The 20,594-nt window shown below is 69.9% G+C and carries 25 protein-coding genes; 11 read left to right on the top strand and 14 right to left on the bottom strand.

Annotated elements, in window-relative coordinates; all coding sequences use genetic code 11:
• Positions 1-20: 20 nt before the first annotated feature.
• Complete coding sequence (locus BLT25_RS03730) at positions 21-749, bottom strand: peptidylprolyl isomerase (protein WP_091042008.1); 729 nt, start codon at positions 747-749, stop codon at positions 21-23.
• Between the two features lie 185 nt (positions 750-934).
• Here BLT25_RS03730 and BLT25_RS03725 point away from each other — a divergent pair, with 185 nt between their 5' ends.
• Complete coding sequence (locus BLT25_RS03725) at positions 935-1,405, top strand: GNAT family N-acetyltransferase (RefSeq protein WP_218131222.1); 471 nt, start codon at positions 935-937, stop codon at positions 1,403-1,405.
• Here BLT25_RS03725 and BLT25_RS03720 read toward each other — a convergent pair.
• From BLT25_RS03720 to BLT25_RS03690, 7 genes are all read right to left on the bottom strand, one after another.
• Positions 1,360-1,887: a DoxX family protein gene (locus tag BLT25_RS03720; protein ID WP_091042005.1), complete on the bottom strand. Its 528-nt coding sequence runs from the start codon at positions 1,885-1,887 to the stop codon at positions 1,360-1,362. The two genes, BLT25_RS03725 and BLT25_RS03720, sit on opposite strands and share 46 nt — an antisense overlap.
• The gene (locus BLT25_RS03715) at positions 1,884-2,075 is read right to left on the bottom strand and encodes a hypothetical protein (protein ID WP_091042002.1); all 192 of its coding nucleotides are present in this window, start codon (positions 2,073-2,075) and stop codon (positions 1,884-1,886) included. The genes BLT25_RS03720 and BLT25_RS03715 overlap by 4 nt, the downstream gene beginning before the upstream one ends.
• Positions 2,076-2,167: 92 nt before the next feature.
• On the bottom strand, positions 2,168-3,448 hold the full coding sequence (locus tag BLT25_RS03710; RefSeq protein ID WP_256328435.1) for a CehA/McbA family metallohydrolase: 1,281 nt from the start codon (positions 3,446-3,448) through the stop codon (positions 2,168-2,170).
• A gap of 89 nt (positions 3,449-3,537) precedes the next feature.
• A complete protein-coding gene (locus BLT25_RS03705; protein ID WP_091041997.1) occupies positions 3,538-4,662 on the bottom strand; it encodes an endonuclease/exonuclease/phosphatase family protein in 1,125 nt (374 codons plus the stop codon).
• Between the two features lie 9 nt (positions 4,663-4,671).
• Positions 4,672-5,421, bottom strand: a complete 750-nt coding sequence (locus tag BLT25_RS03700) for a VOC family protein (RefSeq protein ID WP_091041995.1) — start codon at positions 5,419-5,421, stop codon at positions 4,672-4,674.
• 97 nt (positions 5,422-5,518) lie between these two features.
• A complete protein-coding gene (locus tag BLT25_RS03695) occupies positions 5,519-5,794 on the bottom strand; it encodes a hypothetical protein (protein WP_091042485.1) in 276 nt (91 codons plus the stop codon).
• An 84-nt stretch (positions 5,795-5,878) separates the two neighbouring features.
• Complete coding sequence (locus tag BLT25_RS03690) at positions 5,879-6,244, bottom strand: MmcQ/YjbR family DNA-binding protein (RefSeq protein ID WP_091042483.1); 366 nt, start codon at positions 6,242-6,244, stop codon at positions 5,879-5,881.
• Between the two features lie 135 nt (positions 6,245-6,379).
• On the opposite strand from BLT25_RS03690, the gene BLT25_RS03685 reads away from it, so the two are divergent.
• Positions 6,380-6,814: an SPW repeat protein gene (locus BLT25_RS03685; protein ID WP_091041992.1), complete on the top strand. Its 435-nt coding sequence runs from the start codon at positions 6,380-6,382 to the stop codon at positions 6,812-6,814.
• A gap of 66 nt (positions 6,815-6,880) precedes the next feature.
• Here the strand turns inward: BLT25_RS03685 and BLT25_RS03680 are convergent, their stop codons facing one another.
• Positions 6,881-7,303 (bottom strand): PPOX class F420-dependent oxidoreductase, encoded by a 423-nt coding sequence (locus BLT25_RS03680; protein WP_091041990.1) that lies wholly within the window; start codon positions 7,301-7,303, stop codon positions 6,881-6,883.
• Positions 7,304-7,419: 116 nt separating this feature from the next.
• Between BLT25_RS03680 and BLT25_RS03675 the strand changes: the two genes are divergently transcribed.
• Positions 7,420-8,838: an alpha/beta hydrolase family protein gene (locus BLT25_RS03675; RefSeq protein ID WP_091041988.1), complete on the top strand. Its 1,419-nt coding sequence runs from the start codon at positions 7,420-7,422 to the stop codon at positions 8,836-8,838.
• Positions 8,839-8,855: 17 nt separating this feature from the next.
• Here BLT25_RS03675 and BLT25_RS03670 read toward each other — a convergent pair whose 3' ends face one another.
• Positions 8,856-9,206: a DoxX family protein gene (locus tag BLT25_RS03670; protein WP_091041987.1), complete on the bottom strand. Its 351-nt coding sequence runs from the start codon at positions 9,204-9,206 to the stop codon at positions 8,856-8,858.
• A gap of 129 nt (positions 9,207-9,335) precedes the next feature.
• Here BLT25_RS03670 and BLT25_RS03665 point away from each other — a divergent pair, with 129 nt between their 5' ends.
• The 3 genes from BLT25_RS03665 to BLT25_RS03655 all read left to right on the top strand — a co-directional run bounded on the left by BLT25_RS03665 (position 9,336) and on the right by BLT25_RS03655 (position 11,204).
• The gene (locus BLT25_RS03665) at positions 9,336-9,683 is read left to right on the top strand and encodes a winged helix-turn-helix transcriptional regulator (protein WP_091041984.1); all 348 of its coding nucleotides are present in this window, start codon (positions 9,336-9,338) and stop codon (positions 9,681-9,683) included.
• 42 nt (positions 9,684-9,725) lie between these two features.
• Complete coding sequence (locus BLT25_RS03660) at positions 9,726-10,604, top strand: LLM class F420-dependent oxidoreductase (protein ID WP_091041983.1); 879 nt, start codon at positions 9,726-9,728, stop codon at positions 10,602-10,604.
• Positions 10,605-10,700: 96 nt separating this feature from the next.
• The gene (locus tag BLT25_RS03655; protein WP_091041980.1) at positions 10,701-11,204 is read left to right on the top strand and encodes a DUF5994 family protein; all 504 of its coding nucleotides are present in this window, start codon (positions 10,701-10,703) and stop codon (positions 11,202-11,204) included.
• Here BLT25_RS03655 and BLT25_RS03650 read toward each other — a convergent pair.
• Genes BLT25_RS03650 through BLT25_RS03635 form a run of 4 tightly spaced genes read right to left on the bottom strand, consistent with a single transcriptional unit; the run spans position 11,201 to position 17,310 of the window.
• Positions 11,201-12,697 carry an acyl-CoA carboxylase subunit beta gene (locus BLT25_RS03650; protein WP_091041978.1) on the bottom strand — a complete coding sequence of 499 codons (1,497 nt, stop codon included), beginning with the start codon at positions 12,695-12,697 and terminating at the stop codon, positions 11,201-11,203. The two genes, BLT25_RS03655 and BLT25_RS03650, sit on opposite strands and share 4 nt — an antisense overlap.
• Positions 12,694-14,514: an alkyl/aryl-sulfatase gene (locus BLT25_RS03645; protein WP_091041976.1), complete on the bottom strand. Its 1,821-nt coding sequence runs from the start codon at positions 14,512-14,514 to the stop codon at positions 12,694-12,696. Before BLT25_RS03645 ends, BLT25_RS03650 begins: the two co-directional genes overlap by 4 nt.
• Complete coding sequence (locus BLT25_RS03640) at positions 14,514-15,698, bottom strand: acyl-CoA dehydrogenase family protein (protein WP_091041973.1); 1,185 nt, start codon at positions 15,696-15,698, stop codon at positions 14,514-14,516. Before BLT25_RS03640 ends, BLT25_RS03645 begins: the two co-directional genes overlap by 1 nt.
• A gap of 1 nt (position 15,699) precedes the next feature.
• A complete protein-coding gene (locus BLT25_RS03635) occupies positions 15,700-17,310 on the bottom strand; it encodes a class I adenylate-forming enzyme family protein (protein WP_256328434.1) in 1,611 nt (536 codons plus the stop codon).
• A 65-nt stretch (positions 17,311-17,375) separates the two neighbouring features.
• Here BLT25_RS03635 and BLT25_RS03630 point away from each other — a divergent pair, with 65 nt between their 5' ends.
• From BLT25_RS03630 to BLT25_RS03610, 5 genes are all read left to right on the top strand, one after another.
• Positions 17,376-17,981, top strand: a complete 606-nt coding sequence (locus tag BLT25_RS03630) for a TetR/AcrR family transcriptional regulator (protein WP_091041967.1) — start codon at positions 17,376-17,378, stop codon at positions 17,979-17,981.
• Positions 17,982-18,082: 101 nt separating this feature from the next.
• Positions 18,083-19,402 (top strand): MFS transporter, encoded by a 1,320-nt coding sequence (locus BLT25_RS03625; RefSeq protein ID WP_176883571.1) that lies wholly within the window; start codon positions 18,083-18,085, stop codon positions 19,400-19,402.
• Between the two features lie 5 nt (positions 19,403-19,407).
• Positions 19,408-19,767: a YidH family protein gene (locus BLT25_RS03620; protein ID WP_091041961.1), complete on the top strand. Its 360-nt coding sequence runs from the start codon at positions 19,408-19,410 to the stop codon at positions 19,765-19,767.
• A complete protein-coding gene (locus BLT25_RS03615) occupies positions 19,764-20,048 on the top strand; it encodes a DUF202 domain-containing protein (protein WP_091041959.1) in 285 nt (94 codons plus the stop codon). The genes BLT25_RS03620 and BLT25_RS03615 overlap by 4 nt, the downstream gene beginning before the upstream one ends.
• A 30-nt stretch (positions 20,049-20,078) precedes the next feature.
• Entirely contained in the window at positions 20,079-20,591 is a 513-nt protein-coding gene (locus BLT25_RS03610; protein ID WP_091041957.1) for a hypothetical protein, read from the top strand.
• Positions 20,592-20,594 lie beyond the last annotated feature (3 nt).

Raw genomic sequence — 20,594 nt, 5'->3', positions numbered from 1 at the left:
GACGCCTCGGCAGGAGTGGGTCAACCGACGGTGATCGTCTCGAACTCGACGGGCGTCTTGGGGGCGCCGGTGCCGTCGGGGCCGGCCTCGGCCACGCCGGCCTCGCCGACCTCCTGGAGGGTCTTGATGGCGGCCTCGTCGAGGGTGCCGAAGACGGTGTAGGCGGGCGGGAGCTGGGTGTCGCCGAAGACCATGAAGAACTGGCTGCCGCCGGAGTTGGGCTGGCCGGTGTTGGCCATCGCGAGGGTGCCGGCGGGGAAGGTGTCGCTGTCCTCGAACTCGTCGGGGATCGTGTAGCCCGGGCCGCCGGTGCCCTCGCCGGTCGGGTCGCCGCACTGCAGCAGCTGGAAGCCGGGGTTGTTGCCGAGGCGGTGGCAGCTGGTGCCGTCGTAGTAGTCCTGCGAGGCCAGCGAGAGGAACGAGTTGACCGTGCACGGCGCCTTGTCGGCGTCGAGGGTGATCGCGAGCGGGCCGACGGAGGTGTTGATGGTGGCGGCGACCTCGCCGGTGTACTGCGCGGTCTTCTCCGGCTGGTCCACCTCCTTGGAGGCGCCCATCGGGTCCTCGGTGTAGTCGCAGTCCGTCGTTCCGGGCTTCACGATCGACTTCCAGTCGCTGGACTCGCTCGACTTCGGGCCCTTGCTCTCCGCGGCGGGGTCGGAACCGGACCCGCCGTCGTCGGAACCACAGGCGGACAGCGTCAGGAGCAGGGCAGCGGCGGCTACGGCCGGGAGCGCACGAGAAGGCATGCCCAGATGCTAGGGGAGCGGTCCGAACGATCCCTCGACGGACCCCGCGCAGCGATGCCGCCGGCTTCGGCCGCCAGCGTCGGCGCTGCGCACTATCGCACACCTTGGTTGCTCGCCGCGATACTGCACCAGCCCCGACGCACCCAACCGCCACGACAAGGGGAGGGCTCGGCTAGCCTCCAGTCGTGCCTGTGGTCTCCCTGCGTTTCGAGCTCGACGATCTGACCCGGCCGGAGGTGATCCGGCTCCTGGAGGAGCACCTCGAGGACATGTACGCGGTGAGCCCGGCCGAGTCGGTGCACGCACTCGACCTCGAGGCGCTGAGGGTGCCCGAGATCGCGTTCTGGTCGGCCTGGGAGGGGACCGAGCTCGTCGGCTGCGGCGCGCTCAAGTCATTGGCCGAGGGCGACGTCGAGCTGAAGTCGATGCGCACCTCGACGCATGCTCGCGGCCGCGGCATCGCGACCGCGCTGCTCCGGCACCTCATCGAGCAGGCACGGGCCGCGGGCGGCCGCCGGATCCTCCTCGAGACCGGGAGCGAGGACTTCCACGCTCCCGCCCGGCGCCTCTACGCGGGCAACGGCTTCACCGAGCGTCCGCCCTTCGGCAGCTACGCGCTCGACCCCAACTCGGTCTTCTTCGAGCTCTCGCTGTAGTCCTCCTCCGACGGAGTCACCCGTCGGAACAGCAGGTTGTCGAGAGCGAGCTTGGTGCGGCGTACGAGGATCAGGTAGACCGCGATCGCGAGCCAGCCCAGGTCGCGGAAGGTATCGGCGAGATAGGCGGGGTCGGCCGAGGCGCCACCCCCGCCGAAGCAGCCGCAATCGATGTTGAGTCCGCGTGCCCAGGCCGAGGTGATCCCGACGAGGAACGAGCACAGCCCGAGCGCCGTCGCCACCGCCGCGGTCCGGGTGAACAGCCCGAGGATCAGCAGTGCGCCGAGCACGATCTCGGCGATCGGCATGGCGATGGCGTACGCAGGGGCCAGCTGCCACGGCAGCAGCTGGTAGCCGCGCACCGCCTGTTCGGTGATCGCCGGCTCGGGCAGCTTGGCGAGGCCGGCGGCGAGGAACACGAAGCCGAGGTAGAGACGGCCGGCGAGTCCGATCCAGCCCAGCAGATCAGCGCGAGTCCTCATGAGAGCACCACCCAGGAGGTGCGCAGGACGCCGAAGACGACGAACGCCGCCACGACCGCGTAGCCGGCCCACAGCACCGGCGGGGAAGAGACCTCGTCCCTGATCTCACGCCGCACGAACCACACCCCGAGCGCGAGCACGGCCACGGAGACCGCGACCAGCCCGACGACGTACCACACCTCGTTCACCTCGCCAGCGTGCCACAGCTACGGCCCGCAACCATCGCCCGGACGCCCGCTTTCAGCGCATCTTCAGCCTGCGAGCCGCCTTCTCAGGAAACTCAGGGCTGCAACCACCACGGGCTCGTGTAGGCGATGCCCAGGTCGTTGCACGGATGGCCCTCCGGGCCCGGGGTCGCGTTGGCCTGGGTCGGGTCGCTGACCCGCAGCAGCACCCAGTCGCCGTCGTCGACCGAGACCGGCACGGTGACCGCGACCGGGTCGCCGACGCGGAACGCCACGACGCCGGCCACGACGGGCACCGACGGGCCCGGGCGCAGCACCTGCAGATGCAGCTCCCGGCCGACCCACTCCTCGTCGCGGGCCAGGTCGAGGGTGAAACGCATGTCGCCGCCACGGCCGGAGACCACCGAGCCCATCCGGTGCTCCACGCCGTCCAGCGTGGCCACCGCGTCGACCCGAAGTCCCGAGGTGCGCGTGGCGAAGAACCGCCGCGCCCGCATCGCCTCGAAGACGCCGCCGCGGTCGTGGGAGGCGACCCACAGGCCGGTCCGCCCCTTGCCCTCCGGGTGGCCCCAGTCGGTGCCGTGCTCGTCGGTGACCCCGCTGATCCCGGTACGCCAGCCGGCATTGAGGCACTGACACAGGGGAGAGGTCTTGCCGTCGGCGAAGCCCTCGAAGAGGTAGTCGTCGCCGCGGTTGAACATCTCCAGCGACACCATCCGCTCGCGCGCCCGCGCGTCGTAGCGGAACTCCTGGAACCGGAACGGCTCGCGCCCAGGATGGTTGAACCCGGCGATCCCGTCAGCCCCACCGTCGATGATCGGCGTAGAGGGGGAGCGCATCAGCCAGTCGAAGAACGGCCGCATCGCGCCGACGTCGACGATGTCGGTGAAGTGCTCGGTTCCCCACACGTTGATATGACCCAACAACGGCTCCGACCACTCGAAGCCACGGATCGCGGTGAAGGTGCCGTCGGCGTTGGCCGCGTCGGCCAGCTCCCGTGTCCGCGCCCAGTCCGAGCGGGTGATGCCGCCGATCTGCTTGTACGCCGCCGGCAGCAGCCCCGCGAGCGCATTGCCGAGGATGTGGTCGGAGACCGTGGCATGGTCGGTGAGTGCCGCGACGTCCAGCCCGGCGCTCCGCATCGAGTCGAAGGCGAGGTCCGGGTCGCCGTCGCCGTCCGACATCAGCGTGTGGTTGTGCAGGTCGGCATGGACCAGCGTGGTCCCCGACGAGAGCCGCGACGTCCGGCTCGCCCCGACGCCGGCCCGGGCGGTCGCCGAGGCCGCCGCACCCGTGAACGAGGAGGACATCGACGCCAGTAGGAGCCCTGCTCCCGCCGCTCCCAGCGCCGTACGCCGCGTGAGCGGCGCGCTCATCGACCGAAGGGTCCCGTGCTGCTGGCCGTGTCCGAGGCACATGGCCCCTATTTCACGCAGATCCCAGCAGCGTACGGGAGGCTTTCAGGTCACAGGTCGGTGAAGTCGGCGTAGAGACAGGCATGGTCGGAGGCGGCGTGCTGCTCCGCGGTCAGGGTCGGGAACAGGTCCCAGGGGTCCTTGGTCCGCGGCCCGTGCCACACACCCTTGCGGAAGACGCCGCCACCGGTCTGCTTGGCGCGCAGCGCGGGGGAGAGGAGCAGGTAGTCGATCTTGTCGTCCTCGTTGCCGGAACCGTACGTTCCGCGGCGGTGGTTCCAGTCCCAGTTCGCGTGCTCGCTGGCATCCGCGAGCCCGGAGACCGACAGCAGCGGCTCCAGCGACCCGCCGCCGGGGGAGTCGTTGAGGTCGCCGGCGACGCAGACGTGCTCGATCCCCTCCTCGAGCAGCCCGCGGTAGATGTCCGCGACCCGCGCGGCCTGCCGGCCGCGCCGCTTGGCGCCCAGCGGGTCGCCCTTCTCCGAGTAGCCCTTGGACTTGAAATGGTTGGCGAGCACCACGATCCGCGCGCCGCTGGGAGCCTCGAGGTGATACTCGCAGCAGTCGCGGGAGAAGATCACGCCCTCTTCGTCGCGGTCGAAGATATGGGTGCGCATCTGCACCAGGCGATAGCCGTCGCCGACCATCACACCGACGTCGATGCCGCGCTCGTCGTTGCCCTCCACGACCATCACCTGCTCGTACGCCTCGGCGCCGACCTCCGGCAGCAGCGTCTGGGAGAACATGTGCAGCCCCGGCCGGTCGTCGGCCTCGACGACCACCGCGACCTCGGCCCGCAGCTCGGCGAAGACGCGTGCGGTGTTCTCCGTGGCGACCTCGTCGACGGCGGTCGTCTTGAGCTCGACGAACCCGACCCAGTCGTTGCGCCCCTGCGCGACCAGCTGGACCGGACGAGAGCGCGGGCGTTTGAGCAGCGCGCCGCGCATCTTCCGCAGCCGCGCGAACTCGCCCTCGTCGCTCTTCAGGAGGCCGAGCTTCTCGAGGTTGTCCAGGATCTCCTGCTCGTCGCCCTGGTAGCTGGGCTGGGCGAGGAGCGTGGAGACGCGGGAGTGAGCGGTCAGGACCGCTCGCCGCGTCGTAGCGTTGGCCGCGTCGGTGTCCATCGCCTTCGGCCGGGCGAAGAGGTTCTCGACGTTGAACGATGCGAGTCGCATCCCTCCAGGCTAAGCCACCCGACCGGTCACCGGGTCACGATCGGTGAGGCAGTAGACCTGCCCGTACGGCGCCCGCATCACCGTCCACCACTCGAAGACGCCGACGGTCTCGGCGCCGAGCGCCTCGTGACGGCAGGTCTCCGTGGCCCGGTGGGCGACCGCGAGGTCGGGATGGGCGCGGACCTCGCCGTCCTCGTCCTCGAGCCGCTGCAGCAGGATCCGGAGCCCGCCGTGCGGATCGGGGTCGGCGAGGCGTACGAACTCGGGGGTCTTGGCCGGCTCCGGGGTCCGCGAGGTGATCTCGGCCCAGAACGCGACCTCCTGCTCCCAGCGCACCCGGGGGATGTCGATGCACACCTGGTCGAGCACCCGCTCAGGCTCCGAGCGCGCGAAGCGGAGACCGGACCTCTCGACCGACGTGTGGCAGAAGAGGAGCCCGCCGGGGGAGCGCATCACCGGCACGTCCTCGTACGTCCACGCCGGGCTCGCCCCGAGGTCCGCAGCCCGCTTGACCGCTGCCTCACGGTCGACGGCGTCGAGATCGAGGTGGATCCGTGGTGCGGCGTCGTCGACCGCCTGCATCTTCAGCCAGGCATCGCCTTCCTGGGGCACCAGCGTGAGGAACTGCCCGTCCTCACCGCGGGGCGCGGAGAGCGCCCATCCGGTCGCCGCCGACCAGAAACCGACCGCCTCCTCCCAGCCTTCCCGCGGGACGTCGAGGAAGAGGTGGAACCAGGCAGGTGCGGCGGTGGTGCTCATGTCCGCGACCCTACGCAAACGGCGAGGCGTACGCAGTCCCAAAATCAGCTACGCCGGGGCGCACCGCGTCTGCGGCACACCCCGGCGTAGCGCGGGATCAAGCCTGCTGAGAGATCCCGAACTGTACGTTGCCGGAGGCATCCATCCCGGCGTCGAGGACCTTGTCGTCGAGCTCGGCGGCAGCGCCCTGGTCGAGGAAGACCCGCGCGCCCTCCTGCTCGATGACCTGGTCCTCCGCCTCGGCCGTCGGGACGAGTGCGGCGCTCAATGCGCCGTCCGGTTCTGCGTTGGAGGCGAGCCGGAGGCCGGCGCCCTGGGACTGCTCGGAGATCGAGCGGACGATGGTGGTGGCGTTCTCGGTCAGCTGAAGCATGTCGAGATCTTCCATGGTTGGGTACGGAGTACCCGCTCCACCATTCCTCACCGAACGGCCTCGTTCAAGCCCGGCATGCCGGGCTCAGGCGTCCCAGCCCTCCGGTCGGAGCTTCTTCGGGAGCTTCGAGACGATCGTTGCGTACGACTCGTCGACCGCCTCCAGGATCTCCTCGTCCGGGATCGCGCCGCCCCAGGCGAGGTCGTTCCACCCCGACCGGCCGATGTAGCCGGTGACGGCCACATCACCGGGATAGCGCAGCAGCCACTCGTCGGCGATCTCGCGGGAGGGACCGCACTTCAGCCCCACCTTCGCGGCCCCGAGGAAGGCGAAGATCTTGCCGCGCTCACCCGGCCCGACCTTGATCACCGGGTGCTCGTGATCCCACGGGTTGTCCGGCCAGGCACCCGGCTTGGTGAGGCAGTAGGCCTGCAGCGACGTCACGTCCATGGCGACCATGGTGCCACCGCCGGAGCCCGCTCGGGGCCGGCGATTTCGGCCGGGTCAATTACCGCTTCGCGGGCCTAGAATGATCGCGAGGACAGTTGTTCTTCCTTTGGCATGGGGCTGAGGAGGTGAATTCAAATGTCGTCTGAAAACCTGTCCATTCAGGAACATCCCGACATCGCGGCACTCCGGGACCGGTTCGATCTGACCGGCTCCTCCGCCACCGCTCAGGTGGTCGACGGTGTCACGATGATGGCCGGTCTCTATCTGGCCATCTCGCCGTGGGTCGTGGGCTTCAACACCACGGCATCACCACTGATGGTCAGCAACCTGATCATCGGTCTCGCTGTCGCTCTGCTGGCGCTCGGGTTCGCGTCGGCGTTCGGCCGCACACACGGTCTGGCCTGGACCGTCCCGCTCATGGGTGCATGGGCGATCGTCTCGCCGTGGCTCATGAACGGCGTCGACACCACCGGTGGAATGATCGCCTCCAACGTGATCGTCGGAGCCGTCATCATGCTGTGCGGACTCGGTGCGTCCGGGTTCGGCACGTTGTTCAATCCGCGTAGGTGAGCCCGCGCGGAACCGTCACCGACCGGCCGAGCGAGGAGCGCTCGGCCGGCCCTACGCCCGCTGAGATCAGCCGATGTCCGCGCCGTAGACCTTCGTGACCGCGATGGTGATGAGCACGCGGCGGTCGGTGACCATCACCTCCCGGTACTCGTCCCAGTCGGGGTGCTCGCCGGCGCCGCGACGGTAGTAGTCGACGAGAGCGTCGATCTCCGGGCTGTCGAAGGTGGCGCCGGGCCCGGTCAGCGTGACGGTGCCTTCGGCCGTGGCCCAGGACCGCCCTTTGGGCCCATCGACCTCGATCGCCGCCCGCGGGTCGCGGCGGAGGTTCTTGGTCTTCACCAGCCCCTCGCGGGTGGAGATCAGGATCTCGCTGCGCTCGCGGTCGTAGAACTGCCACACGGGTGAGAGCTGTGGCAGGCCGTCGGCCTTGATCGTGGCCAGGATCCCGTGGCGGGTGGCGGCGAGGAGTTCGTGCGGATCGAACGTCATGTCGACCCGAACGCGTCGCCGTGCGACTTCCTTCCCGAGGACGCATCCGGAATTCGGAGGTGCCCGGCGCGGAGGTCGGCTAGGTTGCCGAGGACCCGCACCGAAGGAGACCCCACATGCGTGCATTGATCGGCCGGATTCTGGTGGCGATGGGGCTGGTATCCCTGCTCCTCGTCACACCCGCCAGCCCCGCGACAGCCGCCGAGGACGACATCCTCGATCGCCTGCTCGCCATCGACGGCGTCAGCCTCATCCAGGAGAAGCCGGTCGCCGGCTACCGCTACTTCGTCCTCAACTTCACTCAGCCCGTGGACCACCGCAGGCCGCACGGCAAGACCTTCCAGCAGCGGTTCACCGTGCTGCACAAGGACACCGCCCGCCCGACCGTGTTCCAGACCAGCGGCTACAACGTCTCGACCAACCCCGGCCGCAGCGAGCCGACCCGCATCATCGACGGCAACCAGGTCTCGATGGAATACCGGTTCTTCACCCCGTCGCGCCCCGACCCGGCCGACTGGGACGATCTCGACATCTGGCAGGCCGCCAGCGACCAGCACGCCATCTTCAAGGCGCTGAAGCCGATCTACTCCGCGAACTGGCTCGCCACCGGCGGCTCGAAGGGCGGGATGACCGCCACCTACTTCGAGCGGTTCTACCCCCGTGACATGGACGGCATCGTCGCCTACGTCGCCCCGAACGACGTGGTCAACCGCGAGGACTCCGCCTACGACGACTTCTTCGCCACCGTCGGCACCGAGGACTGCCGCGACCGGCTCAACGGCGTCCAGCGCGAAGCGCTCGTGCGCCGCGAGGCGTTGAAGGCGACCTACGCCGACCTCGCCGAGACCGAGGGCTACACCTTCGACACCGTGGGCAGCCTGGACTCCGCGTACGAGATGGTGGTGCTCGACTACGTCTGGGCCTTCTGGCAGTACGCCGGCACGGGCGAGTGCGCCAACATCCCTGCCGACGCGGCGACCGCCACGGACCATGAGATCTGGGACTCGATCGACTACTACTCGGGCTTCGGGTTCTACACCGACCAGGGCCTGAGCCCCTACACGCCCTACTACTACCAGGCCGGCACCGAGCTCGGTGCGCCGACGATCGGCTTCCCGCACATCGAGGACGAGCTGATCCGCTACGGCTACCAGCCGCCGCGCAGCTTCGTCCCGCGTGACATCGACATGCGGTTCGACCCGTCCGCGATGCGCGACGTCGACTCCTGGGTGCGCAAGAACGCGCACCAGATGCTCTTCGTCTACGGCGAGGCCGACCCGTGGGGCGCCGAGCGCTTCCGCCCGGGCCACAAGACGACCGACTCCTACGTCTTCACCGCCCCGGGCATGAACCACGGCGCCAACGTGGCCGGCCTGGTCGCCGACGAGCGCGAGCTCGCCACCGCCCGGATCCTGGAGTGGGCCGGCGTGGCGACCGCCGCGGTCGAGGCCGACGCGTCGAAGGCGAAGCCGCTGGCCACCTACGACGCCAAGCTCGACAAGCGTGACCTCAAGCGGGAGCCGATGCTGCGCTGACCCGGGCCTCGCCGAGGTCAGAGCGCGAGTAGCCCCAGCACGAGCGCGGTGACCGAGGTGAGGGTGAGAGCGACCGTGGGCACGGAGCCCTTGGCGTCGCCGGCACGCAGATGGGTGATGATCGCGCCGACGAAGTAGAGCGCGAGCGCCCCTGCGGCCGCGACGCCGAGGGCTCCGACCCAGATGCCGACGACGAGGCCGACGGCGCCGAGCACGAGCAGCGCACCGAGAAGGGGGACGTGCTTGGCGGCGACGCCGAGCCCACCCAGCTGCTCGACCAGGGCCGGCTGTGAGGTCACCTTGGCCGTTCCGGAGGCCAGGCAGACGAGGGCGAGCAGGGACGAGACGACGATGTACGCGATGAACACGCGTGTACTCCTTGGGCAGACCCGCTCGGGCGGGTGATCTCGAGGCCGGACCGATGAGCCGACAACCGCAGAGTCTGAGTGGCGCGACACAGCGTTGCAACTGGCGTGTTAGCAACTTATGCTGAGTAAGTGACAGTGGATGACGTACAGGTCGACGGAAGGTCGTGCGCCGTCTTTCAGCGCACGCTCGAGCGCGTCGGGCAACGCTGGTCGGGTGCGGTCCTCTTCGCGTCCGTGGCCGGCGCACGCCGCTTCGGGGAGTACCGCCGCGCCATTGACGGCATCTCCGACCGGATGCTCGCCCTGCGCCTCAAGGAGCTCGAGCGCGACGGCTTCCTGGTGCGGGAGGTGATCCCGTCGACGCCGGTTCAGGTCCTCTACCGCCCGACGCCTGCCGGGGCAGAGCTGATCGCCGCCCTCCAGCCGCTGGGGGAATGGGGCCACAAGCACCTGGCGGAGCTGCCCGAGTCGAATTGAGGGCTTGTCTTCGAGCGCGCTCGAAGACATAGCGTCTGAGGTATGGATCTTGGACTCCACTACTTCACGTTCACCCACCCCGAGTGGGAGACCACGCTGGCCGACAAGCTCACCGAGACCGCTCGCATCGCGGACGAGGGCGGCGTCGACCTGCTCACCGTCATGGACCACTGGTTCCAGATGGAGCAGGCCGGCGGCCCCTTCGAGCCGATGCTCGAGGGCTACACCACGCTGGGCTACCTGGCCGGGATCACCGACAACGTACGTCTCAGCCTCCTCGTCACCGGAGTGACCTACCGTCACCCCGGGCTGCTCGCCAAGACCGTCACGACCCTCGACCGCCTCTCCGGAGGCCGCGCGCTGCTGGGCATCGGCGCAGCGTGGTACGAGCGTGAGCACCAGGGGCTCGGCGTGCCCTACCCGCCGACGGCCGAGCGGTTCGAGCGCCTGGAGGAGACCCTGGAGATCTGCCGCCAGATGTGGTCGGAGAACGACGGCGCCTACGCCGGCAAGCACTACCAGCTCGCCGAGACGATCTCGCTGCCGCAGCCGGTCCACGGCACGGTCCCGGTCCTGATCGGCGGGGGAGGCGAGAAGAAGACGCTTCGTCTGGTCGCCGAGTACGGACAGGGGACGAACCTGTTCGGCGGCCCCGGCCCCGAGGCGGTCGAGACCGTCAGGCACAAGCTCGAGGTGCTGCGTGGCCACTGCGACGACCTCGGCACCGACTACGACGCGATCGAGAAGACGATCCTCTTCCAGGGCCCCTCGGTCGAGGACCCGGACGCCTTCCTGAGGTCGATGGCGGAGTACGCGGCCCTGGGCATCACGCTCGTCGGGCTGATGCCGACGCCGTACGTCGACCCGGTGCCGTGGGCCACCTCGGTCGTCGACCTCGTGCCGCGGTTGAAGGAGATCTAGGAAGCGGGATCTCGGCGGCCCGCGCCGTACACTTGTTCTAACCACACTGCCGGCCGGACTCGTCGAGTCCGCAGGGCAGCACGAAAGGTGGGCGTCATGACGACGTCACCGACAGAAGAGCTCCCGACCGCCGTTCGCGTCGGGCTCCGGATCCGCCTCGACAACAGCTTCAGCTCTGGGCCGCTCGATGGGGCCTGGTGGCCGCAGTCGCGCGACCTGCAGGACGAGGCCGCCGACCTGATCGACCACTTTCCCCATCCCGTCGGCCGGATCTCGCGGCTGCTGTTCTCCCGGCCCGACTGGGACTCGGTCCCGGGAGAACCGAGCGTCCGCAAGATCCGTGCCGCCCGCGGGATCGTGAAGGTCGGCTCGTTCCCCTCCGACGACACCCACCTCATCGTGCTGTCGATGGCCACCGGCGACCGGCTGCGCCTGCTGGTGGTGCCTCACGACACCGCCCCCGAGCGTGCCGAGAAGATCATGGCTCAGGCGGCCGACGACCGGAACACCTTCCGCCCGGCGCAGTTGCTCGGTCTCGATGGACACGACCAGAGCCAGATCGGCGAGCAGATCTGGGACAACGACGGCGGAGCCTCCTAGGCCCGGCGTAGCGTGGCGGCGATGACGCCGCGGGTCTCGGCAGGATCGATGACATCGTCGATCTCGAACATCCGCGCGGCGTTGAGCGCGCTGGCCTGCTTGCGGTACTCCTCGGTGAGCACGGCGACCCGCTCCTCGCGCTCGGCCTCGGGCATCTCGGCGAGCTCGGCGGCCATGGAGAGGCGCACTGCGCCCTCCAGGCCCATCGGGCCGAGGTGGGCGTCGGGCCAGGCGACGGTGAGCAGCGGGCGATGGGTGCTTCCGCCGAGCATCGCCTGTGCGCCGAGCCCATAGCCACGGCGCAGGATCACCCCGACCAGCGGGGTCGACAGCTGTGCGCCGGCGACGACCATCCGCGACGCGTGACGGACCAGGCCGCCACGTTCGGCCTCGGGACCGACCATGAACCCCGGGGTGTCGACCAGCGAGACCACCGGGAGGCCCCAGCGCTCGCAGAGGGCAAGGAAGTCGGCGGCCTTGACCGATGCCTCGCTGGTGAGCGCTCCGGCGAGGCGGGTCGACTGGTTGGCGATCACTCCGACCGCGATCCCGTCGATCCGCGCCAGCGCCGTCACCAGCTCGGGGGCGTACGCCTCACGGAGCCAGGTGACCGAGTCGATGTCGGCAAGAGCTTCGACGACCGGACGTACGTCGAAGGCCTCCCGGTCGTTGTGGGGCAGGAGGCTGCGCAGGTCGGTCTGGTCTCCGGCCTCGCCGCCGTCGGCAGCCGGCTCGAGGTAGGTGAGGATGTCGCGTACGGCCTCGACGGCCGCCGCCTCGTCGTCGACGAGCAGATCGATGACGCCGTTGGCCGTCTGGTCCTTGACCGGACCGATCTCCTCCGGTGCGAAGGAACCCAGCCCGCCGCCGGCGATCATCGCCGGCCCGGCCATGCCGAGGTTGGCGTCCGGAGTGGCGATGCGGAGGTCGGCACTGCCGGCCAGGACCGCGTTGCCGGCGAAGCACCGTCCGGAGACGACGGCGATCCGCGGCACCACGCCCTCGAGCTCTCCCCACAGCGCGAACGAGCCGACGTCGAGCGCGGAGACCAGCGGGATGTCCGTGTCACCGGGACGACCGCCGCCGCCCTCGGTGAAGAAGACCGCCGGCAGCCGCATCCGCCCGATGACCTCGATCAGCCGGTCCGACTTGCGATGCCCGCGCATGCCCTGCGTACCGGCCATCACCAGGTAGTCGTAGGACAGCACCGCGCACGGCCTTCCGGCGACGGTCGCCGTCCCGCCGACGATGCCGTCGGCGGGTGTCTCGACGACGAGCTCGGCGAGGTCACGGCGGCGTTCCTGGGCGGCGGTGATGAACCTCCCGTACTCGACGAACGAGCCCGGGTCGACCAGGTCGGCGATGTTCTCCCGAGCCGTACGCCGCCCCTTGGCGTGCCATCGGGCGACCTTGGCGGCTCGGGCCGCGTCCGTGGTCAGGAAGCGGCGAGCGTGCAGCTCTGTCAGTCCGGTGGCGGGTGTGTCGTCGGTCACGCGGTCACGATAGGGAATGCCGGATCGGGTGCCTCGAGCACCCCCAGCAGCCGCTGGAGCACGCCGAGGTCACCGGAGTGCTCGACTCCGTCGAGACTCCGCCTGCCCAACAGGCCGGCGAGCTGCGGACGGGCGAGCGTCAGGGTGAGGCCAGCAGCCGGGTCGGCAGCGCTGTCACGCCGGTGCACGAGTACGCCGTTGTGCAGCCGCGCATGCCACCAGCCACCCTCGGGCGTGCCGTCGTGGTCGAGCAGGTGCCAGTCGATGCGGAGATCCAGATCCCACGCGCGGGGGCCGTCCACGCGGATCGCCAGCGAGTCCAGCAGCTGGGAGACGGTCAGGGCGGCGAGCAGGCCGCGCCCACCGCCGCGCGGCGGAACGTTCGGGCCGCCGACGAGCTCGCGGGCACCCGTCAGGTAGATGTTGCGCCAGGTCGCGTTCTCGGCGCCGTGCCCGAGCCGGGTGTAGACCTCAGCCAGCAGCTCTCGCGCAGCGCACTCCGCGGGCTCGGCGAACACCACATGGTTGAGGAGCGTGGCGGCGAACCGCAGGTCATCGGTCGCACCGCCGGCCACGAGCACAGCGGCGTGGTCCACGGCAGCGGCCGCACCGCCCAGCAGCCGCACCCAGCGCTCGCCCTCCGCCCTCGGCGGCAGCTCCCACAGGTGGGCCGGGTTGGCGTCGTACCAGCCGAGATAGCGCTGGTAGATCCCCTTCACGTTGTGGCTCAACGAGCCGTAGTAGCCGCGCGTCGACGGCTGGGCGTCGAGGGCCGGCGGCAGGACCAGCTCCTCGGCGATCTCCTTCGGAGTCAGGCCGCGGTTGATGAGACGTACGGTCTGGTCGTGCAGGTAGGCATAGACGTCACGCTGCCCGGCCAGGAACGCCTCGATCCGCTGTGCGCCCCAGGTCGGCCAGTGATGCGTCGCGAACGCGACCTCGGAGCGCGAGGCGAACAGGTCGATCGCCTCGGTCAGATAGCGCGCCCACAGCCGGGCGTCGCGCACCTCGGCGCCGCGCAGCGTGAGGATGTTGTGCAGGGTGTGAACGGCGTTCTCGGCCAGACAGAGCGCGCTGCGGCCGGGGAGGAAGATGTTCATCTCCGCCGGCGCCTCGCTGCCCGGTGTCAGCTGGAACTCCATCTCGACGCCGTCGATGACGCGGGTCTCCCCGGTGCGCGTGATCGAGTCGGTCGGCTCGGCCAGACCGATGGTCCCGGATGCCAGCCGCGGGCCGAGCCCACAGCCCACGTGTCCGTCCGGCGCGACGGGCAGCATGCTGCCGTACATGAAGCCCGAGCGCCGGCCCATCGCCGGACCGACGTTGACGTTCTCCGAGACCGCATGCTCCAAGAACCCCTCCGGCGCCAAGACGGGTACGTCACCATCGGCTGCCGCGAGCACGGCGGCGATGCCGCCGAAATGGTCGGCATGGGGATGGGTCAGCACCACGCCGGTGACCGGACGGTCGCCACGATGCTCGCGGTAGAGCCCCAGGGCGGCGGTCGCGGTCTCGGCCGTGGTGAGGGTGTCGATCACGATGATCCCGCGCTCGCCCTCGACGATCGTGAGGTTGGCGAGATCCAGACCACGGATCTGATAGATGCCCTCGGTGACCTGGAAGAGGCCCTGCAGCGAGGCGAGCCGGCTGTGCCGCCACAGCCCGGTGTGTGCGGTGGCCGGCGCGGGGGAGTCGAGGAAGGCGTCGGCGTCCGCGTCGAACACGACGGTGCCGTCGGCCCTGGTCACGACGCCCGGCTTCAGCGCGGCGACGAACCCACGGTGGGCGTCGGCCTCCTCCTGACGGAAGTCGGTCATCACGCCCCCAGCGACTTCACCAGGTCGCGGATGACCCCGTTGCGCTGGATCTCCGACGACCCGGTCAGCACCCGGAACATCCGCAGCCGCCGCCAGATCACCTCGATCTCAGCGCCCCGGACCATCCCCGCCTTGCCGTGCATCTGCAGCGCCGCGTCGGCGATCTCGAAGGACCGCTCGGCCACGAAGAGCTTGCACATGAACGACTCGATGCGCGGGCGCTTGCCGGCGTCGAGGTCGGCCAGGGCGTCGTAGGTCATCGACCGGGCGGCGTAGTAGTCGGTGGCCATGTCGGCGAGCCGGTGCTGGATCGCCTGCTTCTCCAGCAGCAGCCCGTCGAAGACGGTGCGGTGCGCGGCGAAGTCGAGCGCCAGCGCGAGCGCCCGGCGGGCCGCGCCGAGCGCGGTCGGGCAGTGCAGCAGCCGGTTCGCGGTGACCCGGCCGAGCGCGATCCGCAGCCCCTGCCCGACCTCGCCGAGCAGGTTCTCCTGCGGCACGAAGCAGTCCTCGAGCACGACATCGCTCTCGATGTTCTGCCCCGACAGCGGCAGGTCGCCGGGCAGCACCCGGCAGCCGGGGGAGTCGAGGTCGACGAAGAAGGCTGCGTACGACTCCTCCTCGCCGGCCATCCGCGCCACCAGGATCGCGAAGTCGGCGAAGGTGCCGCCGGTGCTGAACACCTTGCGTCCGCTGATCCGGAAGCCGCCCGAGGTCGGGGTGGCTGTGGTCCGCATCCGGCGTACGTCCGACCCCGCGTCGTCCTCGGTCATCGAGAAGCAGCAGGCCCTCTCGCCGCGGACGACCGGCATCAGATACTTCTCGACCTGGTGCTCGGTCGCATGCTCGAAGATCGCGCCGACCCGCAGCGGGCCGCCCATGTCACCGAGCACGCTGGTGGCGAGCTGACGACCGGACGCGCCGATCTCCTCCTTGAGAGCGGCGAGCTCCGTGAAGCTCAGGCCCTGTCCGCCGAGCGAGGTCGGCAGGTGGATGCCGTAGAAGCCGAGCTCCCGGCTGCGCTGCCAGACCGGCTCCAGCATCGATCGGTCCAACGGCGTCTCCGGGCCCAGGCCGAGGTCGCGCTCGTAGTCGGCGAGCTCACCGTCGAGGTAGTCGCGCAGCCGGGTCACCAGCTCGTCGAGGCGCGGGTTGTCGGGGTAGGACGGAGTGAGGGAGAAGGTCATCTCAGCCGACCTTCCGCTCGGTGCCGGCCCAGTCGCGCTCGCGCAGCGCCCGCCTGTCGACCTTGCCGTTGCGGTTGAGGGGGAGTGCGTCGGCGAACTCGATGATCCGGGGCACCTTCACCCCGGACAGCCGGGTGCGGCAGAAGTCGCGCAGCTCATCCTCGGTCACCGTGTCGCCTTCGGCGAGGGAGACGTACGCCTTCACCGTCTCGCCCCACTTCTCGCTGGGGACGCCGACGACGCAGGCCTCCCGGACCGCCGGGTGCTCGTAGAGCGCGGCCTCGACCTCGGAGCAGTAGACGTTGTAGCCGCCCGAGATGATCATGTCCTTCTTCCGGTCCACGATGAAGACGAACCCGTCCTCGCGGATGCGGCCGAGGTCACCGGTGTGAACCCAGCCGTCGCGGAAGGTCTCGGCGGTCGCCTCGGGTGCGTGGTAGTACTCCCGTACGCAGTCCGGGCCGCGCGCCACGATCTCACCGATCTCGCCGGCAGGCAGCGGGTGGTGGTCGTCGTCGACCACGATCACCTCGGTGTCGTAGACCGGACGGCCGCAGGAGAGCAGCAGCTCCGGGTCCGACTCGATTCCGCGGACGACGTCCTCGGAGCTGAGGAAGGTGATCGCGCTCGTCGTCTCGCCCTGTCCATAGCCCTGGTTGACCACCGGACCGAAGGCCTCGACGGCCTCGCGCAGCCGAGCCGGGCTGACCGGGGCGCCGCCGACGGTGAGGCTCCGCAGCGCGGATAGATCGCGCTGACCCAGGGTGGGGGAGGCGAGGACCAGGTTGAGCATGACCGGCACGACGAAGGTGTGGGTGACCCGCTCGCGCTCGAGGGTGTCGAGGTAGGCCTCGGTGTCGAACGCGGGCAGCACGACCACGGCCGCGCCGCGGAAGAAGCAGCCGAGGATCACCATGCCGCTGGCGTGGGTGATCGGTCCCGGGGCGAGGTAGACCGCCTCGGCGGAGATCGAGCCGTAGGGGTTCATCGCCAGCTTGCGCATGTTGGCCAGCCGGTTGCCGACGGTCTGGACCGCCGCCTTCAGGGTGCCCGTGGAGCCGGAGGTGAAGTTGAGGACCGCCGGGGCGTGCTCGTCGACATCGACGGCAACCGGATCGGTGGCGCCTTCGGCGAGCAGGGTGTCGTACGCCGTCGTGCCGGCGCCCGCGGCGATGCCGTTGTCGAGGTCGACGACCAGAGCGTCCAGGCCGTGGGCATCGACGATCTTGCGGACGAGTTCGAGGTGGGCGCCGCCGGTGAAGACGACCTTCACCGCGGCGTCGAGCAGCACGTGCTCGACCTCGGCAGCGGCGAGCCGGGCACTGATCGGGACTCGGAGAGCACCCGCTTTGCAGATCGCCATCTCTGCGACGACCAATTCGCCACGGTTGGTGGCGAGGGTGGCGACGGGAGTGCCGGGCGTGCAGCCGCGGGCGATGAGGGCGGCCGCGAGCCGGTTCGTGTCGTCCTCGAGCTGGCGGTAGGTCCATCGGTCGGTGCCGGAGACCAGGGCGGTGGCGTCGGGGGTGAAGGTCGCGGTGCGGGTGAGATAGCTGCCGAGATTCACGGGTGCCCTCCTGGTGATCGGGGTCGCTGCTGTGAGCGCGGTCACCGACGATCATAGACAGTGTGTCCAGAAACGGTCCAGTCGTCCGGAAAAGTGCTAGAACAGTGCGCATGACGGTGGTTGAGGACCGGCGCAGCCGGCGAACGCGAGGGGCGCTCCGTGACGCGCTCGTCTCCCTGGTGCTCGAGCGTGGCTACGCCGCGGTGACGGTGGAGGACATCGTCGCCGCAGCCGATGTGGGCAGGGCGACCTTCTACACGCACTTCAAGGACAAGGAGGCGCTCTACGACCACGTCGTGGCCTCGGTGCTCCAGGAGCTGAAGGAGCGACTGGCTCAGGTGCTGGCCCCGGAGGACGCCGGGTTCACCGGTCAGCCGGTGGCCGAGGTCTTCCGGCATGCGGCCGAGCAGCCCGATGCGTACCGGATGATCCTGCGGGGCGAAGGGGACGGGCGTGGGCTGCGGGCCTTAGAGGATGCCTGGGGCACGACAGCCCATGAGATCTTCTCGGCGCGGGTCAAGGCGAACGCCGTACGCCCCCGGGTCGATCTCCAGGTGCTGGCGCGGGCCTGGGTCGGTGAGCAGATGGCCGTGCTGCTGTGGTGGCTGGAGGCTCCGGAGCCGCGGCCGGCCACCGACCAGGTCGTCGAGACGCTCGTCGAGCTCTCCCGTCGCGGGCGCTTGTGGGCGACGGGATTCGACTCCGACCCGCGCTGATCTGGACGCGGTGTCTTGTGTGGCGCGGGTCACTGACCTTACAGTCGGACGCGACGACCGTTACTAGACGCACTGTCTAGCATCTTGAAGGGCGGATCCCCGTGTCCTACCGCACCCTGCTCACCGAGTACCCAGTCGGAGCACGCCGTCGCGTGCTGCTGGCCGTTGTCGTGCTCGCCCTGTTCATCTCGGCGTTCGAGGGCCAGCTGGCTCCCGTCCTGCCGTTGCTGCTCGACGATCTCGGGATGTCGCTGAAGACGTACGGCCTCATCACGGCCGCGTCGCTGATCTTCGGTGCTCTGGCGGGCTATCTCGGCGGCGAGCTCGCCGACCGCGTCGGCCGGGTGAGGATCCTGGTCCCGTTCATGTTCCTCTCCGCTGCCGCCTGTCTGTTCATGGCGACCGCGGACTCGGTGGGACACTTCGCGCTCGCCCGGATCGTGCTGGCGTTCGTCGAGGGCGTCGCCGTCGCCGGCACCCAGCCGCTGATCCGCGACTTCACCCCGCGGATGGGCCGCGCCCAGGCGTTCGCGTTCTGGAGCTGGGGCTCGGTCGGCGCCAACTTCTTCGCCGCCGCCGTGGCCTCGGCGACCCTGGGCGTCTTCGGCAACCAGTGGCGCTCGCAGCTGTTCATCATGGCCGGCGCCGCCCTGGTCGGAGCCATCGTGGTCGCCCTGACCCTGCGTGACCTCTCCCCGGAGGTCCGCCGTGCCGTACGCCTCACCGAGCGCGAGTCGCACGCGGTCGAGGTGCCGCAGGGCGCGAAGGGCCTGCGACTGCTCGTCGCGCGCCGCGAGTTCTGGACGCACGTGCTGGCGATGTCGTTCCTCTACGTCCTGCTGGCCACCATGAACGCCTATGCCCAGACCATGCTCGTCCAGCAGTTCGGCGTCTCGGTCCGTGCCGCCTCGGCGATGACGATGGTCTTCTGGCTGAGCAACCTCGCGCTGAGCCTGGTCTTCGCCCGAGTCTCCGACCGAACGCAGCGACGCAAGGCCTTCATGGTCGGCGGCGGCGTTGCCGCGGCGATCTTCCTCGGCGCCTTCCTGGCACTGATGGGTCGGGGGAGCGAGGCGTCCTCGAGCTTGGTGGTCGTCCTGTTCATCGGCATCGGCGTGGCCCTCGCGGCGACCTTCGGCCCGTGGATGGCGAGCTTCTCCGAGCACGTCGAGGAGGTCCACCCCGACATCCAGGGCCGCGCCTTCGGCCTCAACCACCTCCTGAACCGCACCTTCATCCTGGCGACGGTCCTCTTCGCGCCGCGGGTGGTCGAGGCGACAGGCGGTTGGGAGCGCTGGATGACGGTCGTGTGGGTCGCGACTGTCCTCTTCACCCTCACCGCGGCGCTGGTCCCCGCCGCGACGGGTCGTCGTTTCCGGACCGACGCCGACGCCGAGGCCGTCGCCCAGCCGACCTCGTGAACCGCATGGGACGAGGCCGGCTGGACAGCTGGCTCTACAACGAGACCGAGGAGCCCGACGTCCGGTTCACCCTGGCGAACGAGCGCACCTTCCTGGCCTGGATCCGCACCTCGCTGGCGTTCCTTGCCGTCGCGGTCGCGGTCGACACCCTGGAGGTGGGCGGCGGAACGGCACTGGCCGTCCTCGCCCCGCTCAGCCTGGCGCTCCTGGCGGCCGGCTGCGCCGCCTGGTCCTGGTGGAGCTGGGTACGCAGCGAGCGCGCGATCCGCCGCCGCGACGCCCTCCCGACCCGCCGGGCACCGCTTCCCCTGGTGTTCGGCGTGCTCGGCTCCATCGCCCTCGTCTCGTTGGCGCTGCTGGCGTGAGCGGGGGAGAGGCGGCCGACCCCGGACTGCAACCGGAGCGGACCGAGCTCGCCTGGCGGCGCACCCATCTCTCCCTGGTGGTGGCCGCCCTCGTCGTGGCCCGGCACCCGCTGGCCGAGGGTCAGCTGTGGTGGCGGCTCGCGGCCGCACTGGCGGTGGGCGGGCTGGCTGCGTACCTGCTTCTCGGGCGGCGCCGCGTTCTCCCCACTGCGGTGGTAGCGGCTGCCATCGCCCTTGTCGAGGTGGTCAGGATCGCTGGACTCTCCAGCCCGCTCTTGTGATCGGGTGATCACCGAGGTAAGCATGATTACATGCTTACAAACGAGTTGCGAGGGTGGTTCAGCGGACGACTGCCCGATGGTGTGTACGACGAGATCGTCGACGTCGTGGTCGACCGCGAGGAGATCACCGTGGTCGGGCGGATCAAGGAGCCGAAGACCGCCGAGGGCGCTTCGGACGAAGAGCGGGCGGCTGCCAACGAGGGGCGCGCGAGCGAGTTCCGCGAGCGCACCCGCGAGGACCGGATGGCTGTCGCGAGGCAGGCGGAGCGACGCTTCGACCGAAAGGTCTCCTGGGGCGTGGAGGTCGGGGGAGAGCGGCACATGTTCACCACGGTCTCCGCTCCGGTGATGACCCGGCTGCGTCAGCCTGAGCGGGCGGTCCTCGACCTGCTCGTCTCCGGCGGCGTCGCCCGGAGCCGGAGCGACGCGCTCGGCTGGTGCGTCAAGCTCGTCCAGCAGCACTCGAGCGAGTGGCTCGACGAGCTCCAGCAGTCGCTGGTCAACGTCGAGCGTGTACGCGCCAACGGTCCTGACAAGGGCTGAGAC

Source organism: Nocardioides sp. YR527, assembly GCF_900101045.1.
In the GTDB taxonomy this organism is placed as follows: domain Bacteria; phylum Actinomycetota; class Actinomycetes; order Propionibacteriales; family Nocardioidaceae; genus Nocardioides.
Note: the sequence above shows the minus strand (reverse complement) of the source record. Positions and strands in the feature narration are given on the sequence as shown.

Excerpts from the sequence above, each read along its gene's own strand:
- BLT25_RS03730 (WP_091042008.1), bottom strand. The coding sequence starts at position 749 with ATGCCTTCTCGTGCGCTCCCGGCCGTAGCCGCCGCTGCCCTGCTCCTG.
- BLT25_RS03720 (WP_091042005.1), bottom strand. The coding sequence starts at position 1,887 with ATGAGGACTCGCGCTGATCTGCTGGGCTGGATCGGACTCGCCGGCCGT.
- BLT25_RS03710 (WP_256328435.1), bottom strand. The coding sequence starts at position 3,448 with ATGAGCGCGCCGCTCACGCGGCGTACGGCGCTGGGAGCGGCGGGAGCA.
- BLT25_RS03705 (WP_091041997.1), bottom strand. The coding sequence starts at position 4,662 with ATGCGACTCGCATCGTTCAACGTCGAGAACCTCTTCGCCCGGCCGAAG.
- BLT25_RS03700 (WP_091041995.1), bottom strand. The coding sequence starts at position 5,421 with ATGAGCACCACCGCCGCACCTGCCTGGTTCCACCTCTTCCTCGACGTC.
- BLT25_RS03695 (WP_091042485.1), bottom strand. The coding sequence starts at position 5,794 with ATGCTTCAGCTGACCGAGAACGCCACCACCATCGTCCGCTCGATCTCC.
- BLT25_RS03690 (WP_091042483.1), bottom strand. The coding sequence starts at position 6,244 with ATGGACGTGACGTCGCTGCAGGCCTACTGCCTCACCAAGCCGGGTGCC.
- BLT25_RS03685 (WP_091041992.1), top strand. The coding sequence starts at position 6,380 with ATGTCGTCTGAAAACCTGTCCATTCAGGAACATCCCGACATCGCGGCA.
- BLT25_RS03680 (WP_091041990.1), bottom strand. The coding sequence starts at position 7,303 with ATGACGTTCGATCCGCACGAACTCCTCGCCGCCACCCGCCACGGGATC.
- BLT25_RS03675 (WP_091041988.1), top strand. The coding sequence starts at position 7,420 with ATGCGTGCATTGATCGGCCGGATTCTGGTGGCGATGGGGCTGGTATCC.
- BLT25_RS03660 (WP_091041983.1), top strand. The coding sequence starts at position 9,726 with ATGGATCTTGGACTCCACTACTTCACGTTCACCCACCCCGAGTGGGAG.
- BLT25_RS03655 (WP_091041980.1), top strand. The coding sequence starts at position 10,701 with ATGACGACGTCACCGACAGAAGAGCTCCCGACCGCCGTTCGCGTCGGG.
- BLT25_RS03645 (WP_091041976.1), bottom strand. The coding sequence starts at position 14,514 with ATGACCGACTTCCGTCAGGAGGAGGCCGACGCCCACCGTGGGTTCGTC.
- BLT25_RS03640 (WP_091041973.1), bottom strand. The coding sequence starts at position 15,698 with ATGACCTTCTCCCTCACTCCGTCCTACCCCGACAACCCGCGCCTCGAC.
- BLT25_RS03630 (WP_091041967.1), top strand. The coding sequence starts at position 17,376 with ATGACGGTGGTTGAGGACCGGCGCAGCCGGCGAACGCGAGGGGCGCTC.
- BLT25_RS03620 (WP_091041961.1), top strand. The coding sequence starts at position 19,408 with ATGGGACGAGGCCGGCTGGACAGCTGGCTCTACAACGAGACCGAGGAG.
- BLT25_RS03610 (WP_091041957.1), top strand. The coding sequence starts at position 20,079 with ATGCTTACAAACGAGTTGCGAGGGTGGTTCAGCGGACGACTGCCCGAT.